Here is a 17,393-nt window from a genome sequence, read left to right on the forward strand (position 1 = left end):
CGGGCTAATGGGGGGAGAATCCTAAGGAATGACATGCGCGCGGTGATCGACTATTTCGAGGAAGGGCTGTGCGCCCTGATCTTCCTGGCCATGACCGGCCTGGGATTCGCCAACATCCTGGTCCGTTACCTGAGCAGCCGGTCGCTGGCCTCGACCGAGGAGCTGCTGATCAACGGCTTCCTGCTGCTGACCGTCCTGGGGGCGGCGATCGCCGCCAAGCGGGGCGACCATCTGGCGGTGACGGTCGTCCACGACCTGCTGCCGCGGGGCGGCAAGGTCGCGCTGACGATCCTGGCGACCGCGCTGGGCTGCGTGCTGCTGGGGGCGGCGGCCTGGTTCACGGCGGAACTGGTGGCGAACCAGATGGCCACCGGCGTGCTGTCCTACGCGCTCCAGATCCCCGCCTGGTACTACACCGTCGCCGTCCCCGCCGCCTTCCTGCTGGTGATGGCGCGCTTCGTGCAGCAGGCGGCCAGGGCCGTGCGGGACCTGCGGTCGGAGGGTGCCCGTGGCTGAGTTTCTCGGACTGGGCGTCGGCACGCTGATGGTGATCGTCTTCTTCGTGCTGCTGTTCCTGAGGCTGCCGGTCGCCTTCGCGCTGGGCCTCTCCGCCATGTTCGCCATGTGGGAACTGGGCTTCGGCCTGGACCTGGCGGGCGACCTGATCACGACCGGCATCACGAAATACTCGCTGCTGGCGGTGCCGTTCTTCATCCTGGCCGGCTCGCTGATGGGCGTGGTCGGAATCGCGGAGCGGATGATCCGGTTCTTCCGGGTGCTGATCGGCGGGCTGCCCGGCGGCATGGGGGTGGTCGGGACGGTGGTCTGCCTGTTCTGGGGGGCGGTCAGCGGATCGGGGCCGGCGTCGGTCGCGGCGATCGGCCCGCTGATCATTAAGAGCATGGCGGAGGACGGCTATCCCCGGCCCTTCGCGGCGGCCCTGGTCTGCACCGGCGCCGCCCTGTCGATCGTGATCCCGCCGTCGATCGGACTGGTGATCTACGGAGTCATCGCCGAGACCTCGATCTCCGACCTGTTCCTGGCCGCCATCGTCCCGGGCCTGCTGATGGGCGTGCTGATGCTGGCGGCCCTGCCGTTCGCGTCGCGCGGGCGGCCCCAGGACGGTCCGGGGCGGGAGGGCGGCACCGTGGCGCTGCTGGAGCAGCCCTATGCCGGCCTGCCGTACTTCGCGCGGCTGGGGCGGGCCTTCGTGGACGCCTTCTGGGGGCTGCTGACGCCGGTGGTGATCCTGGGCGGCATCTATGGCGGCGTCTTCACGCCGACCGAGGCGGCGATCGTCGCGACCGTCTACGCCATGTTCGTGGGCGTCGCGATCTATCGCACGCTGACGCCCCGGGTGCTGTTCTCGGCCCTGGCGGAGGCCAGCGCCTCCTCCGCGGTGGTGATGCTGGTGGTGGCCTTCGCCAGCCTGTTCGGCTGGGTGGTCACGGTGGACGACATGGTCGGCCAGTACTCGTCCGTGCTGCTTGGGCTCAGCCATAATGAATGGGTGATCCTGTTCGTCATCGCGGTGATCCTGCTGATCGCCGGGATGTTCATGGACGCGATCACGATCATGTTCATCACCCTGCCGATATTCCTGCCGGTGGTGAGGGAGCTGGGCTGGGACCCGGTCTGGTTCGGCGTGATCCTGATGGTCAACCTGTCGATCGGCCTGTTCACCCCGCCGGTCGGAATCAACCTGTTCGTCGCCGCCAACATCACCCGGCTGTCGCTGGAACGCATCGCGATCGGCGCCATCCCGTTCCTGATCACCAGCCTGATCGGGCTGGCGATCCTGTCGATGTTCCCGTGGATCTCGCTGTTCGTCCTGCGGTGACCAAACTTATTCCAAGGAGGAAACACACCATGAAGATCGCAACCGCCCTGAAGGGCATCGCCGTCGCCGCGGCCCTGGGGCTCGCCGCGATCGGCAGCGCGGAAGCCGACACCTTCCGCCTGTCGCACAACACGTCGGACGCGACCACCTGGCACAAGGGCGGCGAGCGCTTCGCCGAGCTGCTGAAGGACAAGACCGGCGGCAAGCACACGGTCCGGCTGTTCGCCAACGCGACGCTGACCGGCGGCGACCAGATGAAGCAGGCCGAGATGGTCGGGCGCGGCGCCATCGACTTCGTCATGACCTCGGCGATCAACGTGACGCCGCTGGTGCCCGAGATGGCGGCCTTCTCGCTGCCCTACCTGTTCACCTCCTACGAGCAGGTGGACGCGGCCACGGCCGGCGAGCCGGGCAAGCGGATGACCGAGATCCTGGACAAGCACGGCATCGTCGTCCTGGCCTGGGGCGAGAACGGCTTCCGCGAGGTGACCAACAACGTCCGCCCGATCAAGTCGCCCGACGACATGAAGGGGCTGAAGATGCGGGTCGCCGGCCCGATGTACATCGACGTGATGAACGCGCTGGGCGCCAACCCGCAGCAGATGCAGTGGGTCGAGACCTTCTCCGCCCTCCAGCAGGGCGTGGTGGACGGGCAGGAGAACCCGATCGGCGCGGTGATCATCCCGCAGCGGGTGTATGAGGTGCAGAAGTACCTGACCACCTGGCACTATTCCTACGACCCGATCTTCCTGGGCGTGTCGCGCAAGCGCTGGGACTCGTGGGACGCCGACACCAAGGCCAGCGTGAAGGCCGCCGCCGAGGAGGCCATGGCCTTCCAGCGGAACCTGACGCGCGAGCAGACCGCCCAGGGCATCGAGATGCTGCGCCAGAAGGGCATGCAGGTCCATGAGCCGACCGAGGCGGAGCTGGCGGCCTTCAAGGCGGCGACCCGCCCGGCCTTCGAGACCTGGGCGGCCAAGGTCGGCCCCGACCTCGCCAAGCTGTTCGAGACGGCGGCGGCGAGCGCCGACTGAACCTTCGCCCGGTCCGGTACCGGCAGGAACGCCCGGCAGGCTCCGCTTGCCGGGCGTTTTCGTCGGATATCCCGATGCCGCCGCGCCGACGACCGAAAAATCCGCACATTCGTCGGCGCGGGTCACGTAGACTGGGAAGCGGGACAACGGGACACCAAGGGACCCTAATGACCACGGGCGAACCCGCAGCCGATCAGAACGCCGCCTCGCCGGAGAAGCGGGCAAGCCGGTCGGCCGCCGCCGCCCTCGCCCTGACGGCGCTGCTGCTGGTCCTGGTGCTTTCGCTGGCGGGTCAGTTCATCTGGCAGAGCCGGAAGGACGCGCGGGCGACGATGGAAGCGCAGGCCGCCAGCGCCGCCTACGTGGCGTCCGCGCACATCCGCTGGCTGATCGAGGCCAACCTCCAGGCGCTGCGGCGGATCGACGAGGCCCTGGACGCCGGCCCGGAGCTGCACGGCAGCGGAAGCGTGCGCGGCCTGGACACGGCGGTCGGTGCGCTGCCGGGAGCCGTCCATGTCTGGGTGTTCGATGTCGACGGCAACGCGGTGCTGACCGACGAGCCCGAACTGGCACCGGCCAGCATCGGCGACAGGGACTATTTCCAGGCCTTGAAGGCCGGAGCGGAATGGCACATCGGCACCCTGGTGAACGGCCGGCGCACCGCCCGGAAGGTGTTCCCGATCGGCCGCAGGATCGAGCGCGGAGGCCAGTTCCTGGGAGCCGCGGTCATCTACGTCCCGGCCGATCTGCTGGCCCAGTTCTGGCAATCCATGGATCTCGGCCCCGGGTCCACGGTCGGGCTGCTGCGCGACGATGGCTGGCTGGTGGCGCGCTTCCCGGTGCCGGAGCGAACGCTGAACCTGGCCGACTACGCGCTGTTCACCGAGCATCTGCCCAAGGCCGCGGAAGGGTCCTACGAGGCCCCGGCGTCCCCCGCGGACGGGCGGCCGCGGATCGTGGGATACCGGCGGGTGGAGGGCCTGCCGCTGGTCACCGTGATCGGCATTCCGACCAGCGTCCTGACCGAGGACCTCTGGAGCCGGCTGGGCGAGATCGCGCTGATGGCCGCCTTGTTCGGGGGGGCGCTGCTGCTGGTGTCGCTGTGGGTGGTGAAACTGCTGCGGCAGGAGGAACGGGCCCGCGACGCGCTGGCGGTCGCGCTGGAGGAGAACCGGATGCTCCTGCGCGAGGTCCATCACCGGGTGAAGAACAATCTCCAGACGGTCTCGTCCCTGATCCAGCTCCAGCCCGGCGATCCGCAGGGCAAGAGCGAGCTGATGCGCCGGATCGCGGCCATGACGGCGGTCCATGAGCATATCTACGGATCGGACCAGTTCGGCCAGCTCGATCTGGCCGACTATGTCCGAAGGCTCGTCGCGGGCCTGTGCGACGGCTACGGGTCGGAGGTAAAGGTCCAGTGCGACCTGGAGCCCGTGACGGTCGGCGCCGACCAGGCGCTGCCGCTGGGGCTGGTCGTCAACGAGGTGGTTTCCAACGCCTTCAAGCACGCCTTCCCCAACGGCCGGGCCGGCCTGATCACCGTGACGCTCACGCCGGAGGGCGGCGACCACGCCGTCCTGCGCGTCCGGGACGACGGCGTCGGCTACCAGCCCGGTCGACGGGCCGGCATGGGGAGCCGCCTGATCCAGGGCCTGGTTCAGCAGATCGGGGGGGAGTGCGAGTTCCAGGACGACCACGGCACCGTGTTCGTCCTCAGGTTCCCGGCGGCCGACCTGCCGGCGGCGCGGGCGGCCTGACGGTACGCCGCGGAAGCGGGCACCGCCGAAGAAAGGGGCGGGAACGGGCCTCGCCGGCGTTTTTCACGATCCATTCACGCTCCCCATGACGGCGCCGTGACAGGCGGCGGGTAGCGTCGGTCCAGGAATACGGACCGACCACCACATGGAAGCCTCATCATGAGCCTCAAGGACCTGCGCGGCGAGCCCGTGTCCGCTTCGGACCGCCGCTCGCTCGACCGATTCGAACATGCCCTCGGGCTGCTGAACGGCTATTTCGCCGACCCGCTGGCGGCCATCGACGAGGCGCTGGAGGAGAACCCCGGCTTCGTCATGGGCCACTGCCTGCGCGGAGCCCTGATGCTGATGGCGGCGGAGAAGTCGGCCGAACCGGAGCTCCGCCGCAGCGTCGAGGCGGCCGAGGCGCTGGCCGGCTCCGCCAACGGCCGCGAGCGCGGCCATGTCGCGGCGCTCCGGTCCTGGCTGGACGGCGACTTCCACCGGGCGGGCGAGCTGTACGGCGAAGTGCTGCTGGAGCATCCGCGCGACCTGCTGGCGCTCCAGGTCGCCCATCAGGTCGATTTCTTCATCGGTAACACCGCCCTGCTGCGCGACCGGCCGGCCCGCGTGCTGCCGCAGTGGGACGCCGCCACGCCGGGCTACGGCTACGTGCTCGGCATGCACGCCTTCGGGCTGGAGGAGAACAACATGTTCCGCCGGGCGGAGGAGGCGGGCCGCCACGCGGTGGAGCTGACGCCGCGCGATCCCTGGGCGATCCATGCCGTGGCCCACGTGATGGAGATGGAGGGCCGGTTGGGCGACGGCATCCGCTGGATGACCAAGCGGGTGGACGACTGGGCGCCCGACAACATGCTGGCGGTCCACAATTGGTGGCACCTGGCGCTCTACCACCTGGACCACGGGCAGCCGGACAGGACCCTGGCGATCTACGACGAGCATATCCGGCCCCGGCCGGGCGGGCCGGCGATCGAGCTGGTGGACGCCACCTCCATGCTGTGGCGCCTGCACCTGCGCGGGATCGACGTGGGCGACCGCTGGGAGCCGGTGGCAGACGCCTGGGAGCCGATGGCCGAGGACGGCTACTACGCCTTCAACGACATGCACGCCATGATGGCCTTCGTGGGCGCCGGCCGCGACCATGCCGCCCGCCGCCTGCTGGTGGTGCTGAACCGGCGCGCCGCCGGGACCGGCAGCAACGCCGCCATGACCCGCGAGGTCGGGCTGAAGGTATGCTCGGCGATCCGGGCCTTCGCCGACGGCTTCCACGACATCGCGATCGACCTGCTGACCCAGGCGCGCGCGGTGTCCCACCGGTTCGGCGGCAGCAACGCCCAGCGCGACGTGATCACGCTGACCCTGATCGAGGCGGCGCTGCGCGGCGGCCGGGCGAAGCTTGCCCGGGCGCTGGCGGCGGAGCGGATCGACCTGAAGCCGTCCAGCCCGTTCAACTGGGCGCTCGCCGCCCGCGCCCTGGACGGGGCCGGCGATGCCGCGGCGGCCGGGCGCGCCCGCCAGCGCATGGCCCGGATGCAGGCCTGAGAAGAATCGCGAAGTTTGGAAACGGAGAGGAAACATGACCCGTTCGACCCTGCGGACCTCGCTCCATGCCGGCCTGGTGACGGCCGCGATGCTGGCGCTGGTCCACCCCGCCGGAGCCCAGACGGGCACCCAGCACCAGGGCATGCACCACCAGCCGATGAAGGTGGAGACCAAGCCTTTCGTCCCGCCCGCGGGCGGCATGTCGCCGGAGGTCTATGACGACCTTTCCGACGTGCCGCTGTGGCCGAACCTGGGTACGGTCACCTATCCGGTCACGACGGCGTCGCCCCTGGCGCAACGCTATTTCGACCAGGGGCTCCGGCTGGCCTACGGCTTCAACCATGCCGAGGCGCGGCGCGCCTTCCGCAAGGCCCAGCAGATCGACCCGGCCTGCGCCCTGTGCTTCTGGGGCGAGGCGCTGGTGCTGGGGCCGAACATCAACGCGCCGATGGATGCCGGCGCCGTGGCACCCGCCCTGGCCGCGATCGCCCAGGCGGAACGGCTCGCCGCCAACGCCCGGCCCCATGAGCAGGCGCTGATCCAGGCGCTGTCGCGGCGCTACGCCGCCGAGGGCACGGCCGACAGGGCTGCCCTCGATAGGACGACGCTCGATAGGGCCTATGCCGACGCCATGGCGGAGGTCGCCCTGCGCTACCCCGAGGACACCGAGATCGCCGTCCTGGCCGCCGAGGCGCTGATGAACCTGGCGCCGTGGGACTATTGGCAGGCCGGCGGCGCGCAGCCCAAGGGCCGCACGGCCGAGATAATCGGGATGCTGGAATCCGTGATGGCGCGGAACCCCGACCATATCGGGGCGATCCACTACTACATCCACATGGTCGAGGCATCGGACCGGCCGGAGCGGGCGGTGCCGGGGGCGGACCGGCTGGCATCGTTCGACCTGGGGGCGGGGCACCTGGTGCATATGCCGTCGCACATCTATTACCGCATCGGCCGCTACCTGGACTCGCTGGAAGCGAACCGGCGCGCGGTCGCGACCGACGAGGCCTATCTGGAAAGCATCGGCACGGCCGGCATCTACCCCTCGGCCTATTATCCGCACAACATCCACTTCCTGCTGGTCTCCGCCCAGATGGCCGGCGACGGCCCGACGGCGGTGAGCGCCGCCGAGAAGCTTCGGGCGACGGTGACGGACGAGGCGGCGCGCGCCATCCCCTGGGTCCAGCCGATCATGGCCGCGCCTTACTTCGCCCATGCCCAGTTCAGCGCCCCGGAGACGGTGATGGCGGTGCCGGCGCCCACGGACGAGTTCCCGTTCGTCAAGGCGATGTGGCACTACGCCCGGGGCGTGGCCCTGGCGGCGTCCGGCGACGCGGCGGGTGCGGCGGGCGAGGCCGACGCCATAGCCGCGCTGGAGAAGACCTCCGGGATCGGCGGGCTGGTATCCGCCGGGATTCCGGCATCCACCGTCCTGGAAATCTCGCGCCACGTGGTCCGGGCGCGGATCGCCCAGGCCCGCGGCGACCTGGACGGCGCGATCGCCGAGTTCGGAACCGCGGCGGCGCTGGAGGGGCAGCTTCCCTATATGGAACCGCCGTTCTGGTACTATCCGGTCCAGCAGTCCCTGGGGGCCGCCCTGCTCCGTGCCGGGCGCGTCGACGAGGCCGAGCAGGCCTTCGCCGCGAGCCTGACGCGGTCGCGCAACAACGGCTGGGCCCTGTACGGCATGATGAAGGTCCACGAGGCGCGCGGCGACCAGGAGGCCGCGAAGCAGTCCGCCGAAGTCCTTGAGCACGCCTGGGCGGGCGACCGCGCGCTCCTGGACCTGGAGCGGATGTAGGCCGGGGGCCACGGTTCTTTCAAACTGGAGCGGTTTCCGATCGGGTTGAACCGTTCCGGTCCATGCGGCCTGCCGTTCCATTCGCCGCGGTGCGTTGGGCCACGGCCCAACCTACGGTTTGATGCAGGGCGGAGGTGATGCAAGCCGTCGATCGTAGGTTGGGCCGTGGCCCAACGCGTCGGCCCGGTTGCCCAGGCCGGATCGACCCGATCGGGTACCGCTCTAAAATTCTCCCAATGCCCTCTCTATGCGGGGGGTGTGGCGGTCGAGGGCGGCGGCGCGGCAGGTCTTCAGGACACGGGCAAGGTCCTGGCGCAGGTCGCAGCCGCGCTCGCCCCGGCCGAACCGGGCGAGCAGGCGGCCGCGGGTGGTGAACAGGCTGCTCCAGGGCAGCGGCTCGGGGCTGGCATAGTCCTCAAGCCCGTCGGCGTAGCGCTCGGCTGCGTCCCAGTCACCCATGTCGAGCGCCGTCTCGATCGCCTCGCGGTGGAAATAGAGGTGGTTATGGCTGACGCTGCCGCGCGCCAGCATCGCGGCGCCCTCGTCCAGCAGGCGGCGGCGCTCGTCCGGGTCCTCGCCGGCCAATGCCATCAGCGCCAGGATGCTGGGGCCGAGATATCCCTCCCCCGTGCGCAGCGCGATCTCCAGGGCCTGCCGCAGCAGGTCAAGGCCCTCCTCCCGCCGGCCGGCATGGAGCGCCATCCGGCCGAGGCCCAGCAGGTTCTCGGCCTCGAACCGCCAGGCGCCGAGCTGGGCGGCCAGGGCCTGGGCGCGGGCGAAATGGGGCCGGCCGGCCTCCTCGTCGCCCAGCTCGCCCAGCATCTCGTTGGCGACGATGTGGCTGAGCAGTTCGGCCCGCCGGTGGCCGATCCGGACGGCGACATCGATCGACTCCCGCGCCGTGGCGAGGGCGGCGCCCGGGTCGTTCATGAAGAAGCGGGTGACCGCGTCCATGTAGAGGTTTTCCGCCTCGATCCGGGGCAGCGACCGCCCGCGCGCCCGGCGGACGCAGCGGGAGAAATAGCCGTGGGCGGTGATCATCCGGCCGCGCAGGTAATAGGCGTCGCCGAGGCCGCTCATGGCGTGGAGTTCCAGGTCGGGCTCGTTCGACCGCCGCGCCCAGTCCAGGGCGGCCTCGTGCTCGCGCAGGCAGCCGTCCAGGTCGCCGCGCGGGAAGCACAGGTTGCCGCGCAGGTGGTGGATTCGGAACCGCTCCGCCGCGAGGCCGGCGCGCATGGCCGCCGCCTCGGCATGCTCCAGCGCGTCCATCGCGCCGGAGAGGTCGTCCACCACGCGCATGCCCGACGCCAGCCCCAGCCAGGCGCGACAGCGTTCCGCGTCGGTCTCCGCCAGATCGCGAGCCTGCCCGTAGGACCGGATCGACGGGGCGACGGATCCCAGCGCGTCCAGCACCTCGCCGTGCAGGCAGGCCAGCTCGAACCGCTCGGGGCGTCCGCAGTCCAGCGCCAGGCCGCGCTCCACCAGCGACAGCGCGCGCTCGAACCTGAAGCCGGCGGCGTGGAACCGGGCGGCTTCCAGGAAGGCCGCGGCCGCCCCCGGGTCCTCCGCCTGGGCCAGGTGCTCGGCATGAAGGGCCGGGTCGCGCCCGGCGTACCACGCGGCGGCGCGGCGGTGCAGCTCGCACCGGCGGGAGCGGAGCAGGCCGGAATGGACCGCTTCCTGGACCAGGGCATGGGCGAACAGGTAGCCGCCGCCATTTCCGCCATCGGGGGCCGCCGGGCGGACCAGCGCCTGGTCGAGCAGCGCCGCCATACCATAGTCCGGGTCGTCCAGCAGCGTGCGCAGGGCGTCCAGGTCGAAGCGCTGGCCCAGTACCGAGGCTGCCTGGAGCGCCCGGCGGTCGGCCGGGGGCAGCGCGTCGGTGCGCGCCAGCACGATGCAGTGGATGGTGTCCGGCACGCTGCCGCCGGTCCCCCGGCTGCGCAGGAGCTGTTCCAGGAACAGGGGGTTGCCGCCCGACCGGGTGACGCAGCTTTCGGCGAAGGTCCGGTCGTCCGCCGCCATCGCGCGCGCCAGGGTCTGGGCCAGGGCCTGGGCTTCCGCCGGGCGCAGGGGGCCGAGGTCGATGGTCATGATCGGCACCCCGCCGGCGGCGGCCCGCCAGGCGGCGTCGAGCGGATCGCCCTGGACCCGGGTCGTCAGCACCAGGATCAGCGGGCAGTCGGCCACCAGCCCGGCGAGCATCGCGACGTAGGGTTGGACCTGGGCATCGGCCCAGTGGACGTCCTCGATCGTGAGGACCAGCGGCCGGTCGCCGGCCGCCGCCCGGACCAGCGCCGAGATGACGGCGCGGCGGCCCAGGTCGCGGGTGCCGTGGTCCAGCGCGTCGTAGACGGAGCGCTGGTCGGGCGGCAGGGGCCGGTCGAGCAGGGGGGCGAGGTGGATCCCATGCTCCGGGCCGAGCGTGCCGGCGGCCGGCAGGTCCGCAAGCGCCCGGACTACCGCCTTGATCGCGTCCTGGCCCCGGCCGACGCCGAAATCGAGCACGCAGCCGGTGACGCAGCGCAATTCCTGGGCGCCGGCCATGGCCTGGAACTCCTCCACCAGCCGGGTCTTGCCGATGCCCGGTTCGCCCCGGATATGAATCACGGTGCCGCTGCCGGTCTCGCGGCAGGCGGCGAGCAGGCCGTTGAACTGGTGCAGCTCCGCCCGCCGTCCCACGAAGGGGCGGGAGGCCGCCGCCTTGCCGGTGCCGGCCGTGCGGAACCCCCGCACCCGCCAGGGCGGCCCGCCGCCGCCCTCCAGGTCGAGGAACCCGTCCAGCGCCTCCCGCACCCCGCGGGAGACCAGGATGTCGCCGGGGCCGGCCAGGGTGGCGAGCCGGTTCCCCTCCTGCATGGCGGTGCCGGTCAGCACGAAGTCCGGCCCGCCGTCCACGACGACCAGCCCGCAGGAAACGCCGATGCCGGGAGGCTCCGCCGTGCCGTCGACCCCGGCGCGCAGGTCGAGCGCCGCGCGCAGCGCCCGCTCCGGATCGTTGCCGTGGGACCGGCGCGCGCCGAACGCCGCGATCACGGTGTTGCCGACGTGGCGGTAGAGGTCGCCGCCATAGCTCCGGGCGATGCGCTCCACATGGCCGACCGCGTCGGCGGTTTGCCTGTGCATCTCCTCCGGATCGTCGGTGTCGGACCCGGACAGGGCCGCGCAGAGGATGGCGGCGACGCGCAGCTCGGGGGCGGAGGGGAAGGGGCGGGGCGGCGCCTCGCCGGCTTCCGGGAGGGGTGCCGCGGCGGGGTCGGGCGGGTCGGCCCGGCTCGCGCGGCGGCGCTCCCGGATCTCCCGCAGGAGCGCCTCGGTCTCCGGTTCGGGCCGCACGCCCAACTCGCGCTCCAGGACGGTGCGGCAGGTCTGGTACTGCTTCAGGGCGGCGGCGTGGCGACCCTGGCGGGCATAGAGCCTCATCAGGGCGCGGTGGGCCGGTTCGCGCAGGGGATCGAGCGCCAGCAGCCGTAGCGCGTGGCGGACCCCGGCCTCGGCGTCGCCGGATTCCAGGGCGTGGTCGAGCAAGCGGCCCAGCACGCCCTGGACCTGCTCGCGCAGGTGCTGGCGCTCGACCTGGAGCCAGTCCTCGAAGCCCGGCGACCGGGACGGGGCGCCGTCGAACAGGTCTCCGCGATAGAGTTCCGCCGCCCGCGCGAGCTGCGCGGGGGAGCCGTCGGCGACGGCCGCCCGGAATTCCGCGACGTCGGTGGCGAGGGTCCCGGTCGGGACGGCGACGCCGTCGCCCTCCGCGGTCAGGATGGGCAGGCAGCGGCGGAGCAGGGCCAGCGCCTGGCGGAGGCTGCTGCGGGCGAGGGCGTCGGGGCTGTCCTCCCACAGCAGCGTCGCGAGCTTCTCGCGCGGATGGGACTGGCCGGGGCGCAGGGCCAGGTACGCCAGCAAGGCCATCGGCTTGCGGGCGGTCAGGGAAATCGGCGATCCGGCTGGCGAAAGAAGGTCGAACCCGCCGAGGAGATTGAGGCGATGGGTGCCCACGGGCTCCTCCTCGCGCACGATCATGAGGGACGACGACGAACGATCTTGCCACCCCGGCCCGTCCGCCACCAGGAAAAACGCCATCGGGAACCGCCCCGGCGCCCTCCTGTTGAGGTCGGTCCGAGCATCTGAACCAAGGAGAGCCCCCATGGCCGAGCAGCGAGACAAGTTCCACCGGGTCGGCGGCAACACGGACCCCAAGGCCAACCCGCCGAGCCCCGACGGGCCGAACGCCGTCCACAACCCTGACGAAACCAACCGCGGCAACAAGCCGGGCCAAGTCTCCCAGGAAGCCGACAAAACCGAGAAGCCCGAGCCCAGCACCGGATCCGGCGCGCCGGGCTGACGACCGCCGCGCCCCGGAAAGCATCGGCATCCTCTTTTCCGTAAAGCGCGCGCGGGGGCTCGATCGACGGCTATCCGGCACAGTTATTGCCCAGATATTCCCGCTGGCTCTTCCTGGGTTTCGGGGTAGCGGCGCTTCTGTCGTGAGGTACGCGGAGATCGGTTGAGGGAAGATTATGCCATCAGTTCCGGTGCTTCTCATCCCCTGTCATCCCTGGTGAACCCCTCCTCGCTGATTGACGAGGCGAGGGTTGGGAGCTGGTGCACCGGTATCGGTGGCCCAGGCGCGTCCGCTGCCCGCACTGTGAAAACGCTTCAGCGGCTTGCCATGGGCCTGATGACACGTAGTGGCATCGGCAACGCTATCGGTGCCAGCAGGGCCAGTGTCGCCTCGATGATCTGACCGGCACTGTTCTGGCAGGATACTCCAAGCCGCTTCGGGTCTGGGTGCCGTGGCTCTATTTCATGGGCCTCGATCCGTCGAACCGGCAGATTGCCCGGGAGTTCTATCTGAACGAGGACGATGTCCAAGTGATGCCCGAACACGTGCGTTCCGGGCTCGGGGCCGCAAAGCCAGCCGTGATGCTAGAGGGTACGGTCGAGTTCGACGAGGTTTATGGCGTCGCCGGGCACAAGGGCAGTTCGGCCGCCGTTTCGAAAAAGCCGGTCTGGACGGTGACGGCGCCTGAAACGTACGCTTGGTCACGGCACGCTGAAGAGGGAGAAGTATCAGATCTCCGGCCTGAACCAGCTTGGTGGCGAGATGGTCTCCACATGCTGGCCAACGTTCAACTAACGACCATCCGTCCGATCATTGAGGCGGTGGTCGGCCAAGGATCACTATTTAGACCCACGAGCACGCCATCTACGCGCGCCCGACGGCCCTCGGGCTGCGAGCACAGGATGGAGTGCCACGGCCGCGGCGAGTACGCCCGTGACAAGGACGGCTCTGGACTCGAGCGGGGCTTATGTCCAGTACGATAGAGGGCTTCTGGTCGTTGCTGCGTTCCTGGCCGCGCCCGCACCAGGTCTGGTCGAGCATCGGCACCTCGGGATCGGTCGAGGTCACCGGCAGCTCAGGACGGGCGAACTTCTCATTGATCCTGTCAACGTCGGTCTCGCGCAGCGGGGCCGGGTTGCTGTCAGGGAAGTGGGCGGATTGATCTGGGCCAGCGCCGGGGTCGGCGCGGGAGTCGCCGGAGCCGCGACGATCAGCGGCAGCAGGGCGGGGCCGCCAAGCGCTCCGGCCCGATGCCGCGACCGTTGGGAGGACATTCTTTCTTCCTCTTGAGGATAGGTGATGGTGAACAGCAGTCGCTCCACAACCGGGAATGAACACGTTTGAACTAACTGCGATTATCGGAGGGAACAGGTTATTCCCGTCATCATCGACTGTCCGGAGAGATATTCTAGTAATTACCTTCGGAACGGGAAGCCGACCGGCCGGCGGCGGACATGGTGTGGCGCAGAAATCGTTAACCAATATCCGGCAGAATTCCACGAGTGAAACCGCAGGGCCGGCCGCGTGGACGCCGCGACCCGGCCGAACTGGGGGACGCCCGGAGCGGCGGGATGGGGTACCGGTACGCGGCGCCAGGACGGAGTGGATGGACAATACTCGGCAGACCGGACAGAAGCAGGAATCGCTGTGGACCCTTGCGGCCGCCCTGATACTGATGGGCGGCATCTTCGCCGTGGCGACGGCGCTGGACCGGTCGGGCGCCGGGGCCGCGGGGCAGTCCCGTGGCACCGTCGTCCACGACCGGTCCTTCGCGGCGGCGCTGTCACGTTTCCCGGAAGAGATGAGCCGGACCCGGCCGGAGCTGTTCGGCAGCTTCGCCGACGGCGACGTCCGCATCCAGAGCTGCCTGGGCTTCCTGACGGCGACGGTGCGTCCCGACCGGCTGCGCCACTTCAGCGGGCTCGCCGACTCGCACCATTACGACGACTGCCTGCCGCTCCGCGCGGCCTATCTGGGCCGCAGCCCGCGCAACTTCCTCGCGCCGGACCAGCGGCTGGGGCAGGTCCTGGGCGACAGGCTCGACCCGTCCCGGCTCAAGGACATGCTGCCGGCCTGGATCAGGCCGGCGCGCAGGCTCCGCGACGCCGGCGCCGACCGGATCGAGATCCTGCCCCACGGCATCGTCCTCCACCGGGGCGGCCGGGCGGCGACGGTCGAGGTGCTGGCGTCCGCCGACATCACGGGACGCGGTATCGAGGATCTGGTCATCCGGGTGACCGGGTCCGGCCCGTTGCGCCACGCGCTTCTGGAACAGGACCAGAGCGGCGCGCTGGTCCCCATGGACCGTCAAGCTGTCATCGCCCACGCCGGCCTGGGCAACCAGACGGATTGACCGCCCTCGAAGCCGACAGGGCGCGGGAACCTTCCTTTGACATTGCAACCGCGCCAATGACCATATCGAACCCATCGATGGATCCTGTTGGTATGGTGGCCGAGAGACAGCATGACAGAGTGGCTTCCCGTCCTGACGCCCGGGCGGCACGGCGGCGCCCGCGGACAGACCAAGCACGGGGTGCTGACCGAGGCGATCATCGCCGACACCGACGCCGGCCGGCTGACCCGCGGCCAGCGGCTGCCGGCTCACCGGGAGCTGGCGCTGCGGCTCGGGCTGAGCGCCCGGACGGTGAGCGCCAGCTACAAGGAGGTTGAGCGGCGGGACTACCTGCGCAGCGAGGTCGGCCGCGGCACCTTCGCCATGGGCAGGATCGCCGAGGGAGGCGGCTGCAGGCTGGAGATGCGGCCGAGCGGGTCGTTCGACCTGTCGGTGGTCCGGGCCGTCTTCACCGACCGGCACGACGCCGCCCCGCGCACCCTGCTGGCCGCGCTGTCGCAAGCCGACAACGCGCCCTGGATGCAACCCTGCCGCCCGGTCGCCGGGCTGGAGGCCCACCGGGCCGTGGGGTCCGCTTGGCTGGCCAGCACGGTGTCATCGGCCTGTCCAACGTCCTGGGCTTCACCCTGTGCGGGCTGCCGACCGACCGCGAGGGCATCCTGCCCCCTCTGTGCCAACGTCGGATGAGACAGTTGCCTGCTGAACTGATCAGTAGAGGGCGCTGTTGAGGACCTGATGAGCATGACTTCCCTACCCCAAACCGGAACCCCGCTTTCACCACCGGACCCGGAGGTGAGTGACCGGCCCCAGCGCCGGACGTTCAGCGTGGCCGACAAGCTGCGCATCCTGGACGAGATCGACCGCGCCCGTCCCGGTGATGTCGGCGCCATCCTGCGTCGTGAAGGTCTGTACTCGTCCAATGTCGGGCAGTGGCGCCGACAGCGCGACGCCGGCACGCTGCACGGACCGGCGCCGGCCAGATCGGGGCCGAAGAGCGCGCCGGCCACTTCCCACAAGAACGACCTAGTGCGCCTGGAGCGGGAGAACGCCCGTCTGCGCGACCAGCTCACCCGCGCCGAGGCGATCATCGAGCTCCAAAAAAACCCTCGCCGGCCTCCGGCCCGCCTGTGGCCAGAGAAACGGTCCCGAGGTAGAATCTGACGGCGGAGGGGAGCGGCCGACGAATTTTTGGTGGCGGATGATCCCGTAAAAAAACGTGGTCCATGGATTGTTGCGCACTTGAGAGTGGTGACGCCTCGCGGTGATCCCGGTTAGGAAATTGATATCCTGCGCAGTCCAGCCCCTCCCGCTGTTTAGCGACACAGGGAGATGCTGGCATGACTGGAACGAACAAGCCGGTCCAATCACGGGCGATGTCCCCCATCCATCCTCGGGCGGCCGCCATCGACGTGGGGGCGAAGATGCATGTCGCGGCGGTTGGACCGGATCGCGCCTCGGAGCCGGTCCGCACGTTCGGCACCTTCACCGATGATCTCCATCGTCTGGCGGACTGGTTCCAGGAGTGCGGGATCGAGACGATCGCCATGGAGTCGACCGGGGTCTACTGGATTCCCGTGTTCGAGATCCTGGAGCAGCGCGGCTTCGAGGTTCTGCTGGTCAATGCCCGCGACGCCAAGCATGTGCCGGGCCGCAAGACCGACGTCAGCGATGCCCAGTGGTTGCAGCGCCTGCACGAGTTCGGTCTGCTGCGCGCCAGTTTTCTTCCCAAGGGCGAGATCGCCGCATTGCGCGCGTATCTACGCCAGCGCGAGCGGCTTGTGGAGCTGGCGGCGACGCACATCCAGCACATGCAGAAAGCCCTGATGCAGATGAATGTCCAGGTGCATCACGTGGTGTCGGACATCATGGGGGTCACCGGCCTGCGCATCCTGCGCGCCATCGTCGCCGGAGAGCGTGACCCCGGCGTGTTGGCCGCCAACCGCGACCGGCGCTGCCGTGCCGATGTCGAAACCATTCAGCGGGCGCTGACCGGCACCTGGCGTGCCGAGCATCTCTTCGCGTTGGAACAGGCGCTGGCGCTTTACGACGCCTGCCAGGAGAAGGTTGTCGCTTGTGACAGGAAGATCGAAGCGACGCTGAAGCGCATCGAGGCCCAGTCGGCGAAGCCTGTCGGTGAGCTGCCCCCCGCCCGAACGACCACGCGGCAGCCGAACGCCGTCGACTTCGACGTCAGAACGGCGCTGCACGCCGTGCTCGGGGTCGACCTGACGCAGATCCACGGGCTGGGTCCCTATCTGGCGCTGAAGCTGGTCGGCGAATGCGGGACCGATCTCTCGGCGTGGCCGAGCGCCAAGCACTTCACCTCCTGGCTTGGCTTGGCGCCGAGCAACAAGATCTCCGGAGGGAAGGTTCTGTCCTCGCGAACGCGCCGTTCCAGCAACCGGGCGGCGTCGCTGCTGCGGTTGGCGGCGGTGACGGTCGGACGGACGGATACGGCGCTGGGCGCCTTCTTCCGCCGCTTGTCGGGCCGTGTCGGCAAGGCCAAGGCCGTCACCGCCACGGCTCGCAAGATCGCGGTGCTCTTCTACAACACCCTGCGCCATGGGATGGACTATGCTGATCCCGGCGCCTCCTACTACGAGGAGCGCTACCGGCAGAGGGTTCTGACCAACCTCCAGAGGCGGGCGAAGTCGCTGGGCTACGTCCTCCAACAGGCTGATGCTGCCCCGGCTACCAACGGAGTTTCTTAGGAAGTCGCTCAGCTGC

The 17,393-nt window shown here is 70.0% G+C and carries 12 protein-coding genes; 11 read left to right on the forward strand and 1 reads right to left on the reverse strand.

Annotation, left to right across the window (positions count from 1 at the left end; translation table 11 throughout):
* Positions 1-33 precede the first annotated feature (33 nt).
* From JL101_RS29160 to JL101_RS29185, 6 genes are all read left to right on the forward strand, one after another.
* On the forward strand, positions 34-516 hold the full coding sequence (locus JL101_RS29160; RefSeq protein WP_203103041.1) for a TRAP transporter small permease: 483 nt from the start codon (positions 34-36) through the stop codon (positions 514-516).
* A complete protein-coding gene (locus tag JL101_RS29165) occupies positions 509-1,840 on the forward strand; it encodes a TRAP transporter large permease (RefSeq protein WP_203103042.1) in 1,332 nt (443 codons plus the stop codon). Before JL101_RS29160 ends, JL101_RS29165 begins: the two co-directional genes overlap by 8 nt.
* Positions 1,841-1,869: 29 nt before the next feature.
* A complete protein-coding gene (locus JL101_RS29170) occupies positions 1,870-2,874 on the forward strand; it encodes a DctP family TRAP transporter solute-binding subunit (RefSeq protein ID WP_203103043.1) in 1,005 nt (334 codons plus the stop codon).
* Positions 2,875-3,041: 167 nt separating this feature from the next.
* Positions 3,042-4,631 carry a sensor histidine kinase gene (locus tag JL101_RS29175; protein ID WP_203103044.1) on the forward strand — a complete coding sequence of 530 codons (1,590 nt, stop codon included), beginning with the start codon at positions 3,042-3,044 and terminating at the stop codon, positions 4,629-4,631.
* A 159-nt stretch (positions 4,632-4,790) separates the two neighbouring features.
* Positions 4,791-6,170 (forward strand): tetratricopeptide repeat protein, encoded by a 1,380-nt coding sequence (locus JL101_RS29180; protein ID WP_203103045.1) that lies wholly within the window; start codon positions 4,791-4,793, stop codon positions 6,168-6,170.
* A 34-nt stretch (positions 6,171-6,204) separates the two neighbouring features.
* Complete coding sequence (locus JL101_RS29185; protein ID WP_203103046.1) at positions 6,205-7,971, forward strand: tetratricopeptide repeat protein; 1,767 nt, start codon at positions 6,205-6,207, stop codon at positions 7,969-7,971.
* A gap of 222 nt (positions 7,972-8,193) precedes the next feature.
* Here the strand turns inward: JL101_RS29185 and JL101_RS36640 are convergent, their stop codons facing one another.
* A complete protein-coding gene (locus JL101_RS36640; protein ID WP_203103048.1) occupies positions 8,194-12,051 on the reverse strand; it encodes a BTAD domain-containing putative transcriptional regulator in 3,858 nt (1,285 codons plus the stop codon).
* Positions 12,052-12,115: 64 nt separating this feature from the next.
* Between JL101_RS36640 and JL101_RS29200 the strand changes: the two genes are divergently transcribed.
* From JL101_RS29200 to JL101_RS29220, 5 genes are all read left to right on the forward strand, one after another.
* The gene (locus tag JL101_RS29200) at positions 12,116-12,313 is read left to right on the forward strand and encodes a hypothetical protein (RefSeq protein WP_203103049.1); all 198 of its coding nucleotides are present in this window, start codon (positions 12,116-12,118) and stop codon (positions 12,311-12,313) included.
* Between the two features lie 1,606 nt (positions 12,314-13,919).
* Entirely contained in the window at positions 13,920-14,666 is a 747-nt protein-coding gene (locus JL101_RS29205; RefSeq protein WP_203103050.1) for a hypothetical protein, read from the forward strand.
* Positions 14,667-14,777: 111 nt separating this feature from the next.
* Positions 14,778-15,353, forward strand: coding sequence for a GntR family transcriptional regulator (locus tag JL101_RS29210; protein ID WP_203103051.1), 576 nt, complete (start codon positions 14,778-14,780; stop codon positions 15,351-15,353).
* Between the two features lie 105 nt (positions 15,354-15,458).
* Positions 15,459-15,827 carry a hypothetical protein gene (locus JL101_RS29215; RefSeq protein WP_228435571.1) on the forward strand — a complete coding sequence of 123 codons (369 nt, stop codon included), beginning with the start codon at positions 15,459-15,461 and terminating at the stop codon, positions 15,825-15,827.
* A 212-nt stretch (positions 15,828-16,039) separates the two neighbouring features.
* Positions 16,040-17,377 carry an IS110 family RNA-guided transposase gene (locus JL101_RS29220; RefSeq protein ID WP_203104617.1) on the forward strand — a complete coding sequence of 446 codons (1,338 nt, stop codon included), beginning with the start codon at positions 16,040-16,042 and terminating at the stop codon, positions 17,375-17,377.
* Positions 17,378-17,393 lie beyond the last annotated feature (16 nt).

The sequence above is a fragment of the Skermanella rosea genome, from assembly GCF_016806835.2.
GTDB classification, from domain to species: domain Bacteria; phylum Pseudomonadota; class Alphaproteobacteria; order Azospirillales; family Azospirillaceae; genus Skermanella; species Skermanella rosea.

Bases quoted from the DNA above. Each gene is read 5' to 3' on its own strand.
- JL101_RS29200 (WP_203103049.1), top strand. From the start codon at position 12,116: ATGGCCGAGCAGCGAGACAAGTTCCACCGGGTCGGCGGCAACACGGAC.
- JL101_RS29210 (WP_203103051.1), top strand. From the start codon at position 14,778: ATGACAGAGTGGCTTCCCGTCCTGACGCCCGGGCGGCACGGCGGCGCC.
- JL101_RS29185 (WP_203103046.1), top strand. From the start codon at position 6,205: ATGACCCGTTCGACCCTGCGGACCTCGCTCCATGCCGGCCTGGTGACG.
- JL101_RS29220 (WP_203104617.1), top strand. From the start codon at position 16,040: ATGTCCCCCATCCATCCTCGGGCGGCCGCCATCGACGTGGGGGCGAAG.
- JL101_RS36640 (WP_203103048.1), bottom strand. From the start codon at position 12,051: ATGGCGTTTTTCCTGGTGGCGGACGGGCCGGGGTGGCAAGATCGTTCG.
- JL101_RS29180 (WP_203103045.1), top strand. From the start codon at position 4,791: ATGAGCCTCAAGGACCTGCGCGGCGAGCCCGTGTCCGCTTCGGACCGC.
- JL101_RS29170 (WP_203103043.1), top strand. From the start codon at position 1,870: ATGAAGATCGCAACCGCCCTGAAGGGCATCGCCGTCGCCGCGGCCCTG.
- JL101_RS29160 (WP_203103041.1), top strand. From the start codon at position 34: ATGCGCGCGGTGATCGACTATTTCGAGGAAGGGCTGTGCGCCCTGATC.
- JL101_RS29175 (WP_203103044.1), top strand. From the start codon at position 3,042: ATGACCACGGGCGAACCCGCAGCCGATCAGAACGCCGCCTCGCCGGAG.
- JL101_RS29205 (WP_203103050.1), top strand. From the start codon at position 13,920: ATGGACAATACTCGGCAGACCGGACAGAAGCAGGAATCGCTGTGGACC.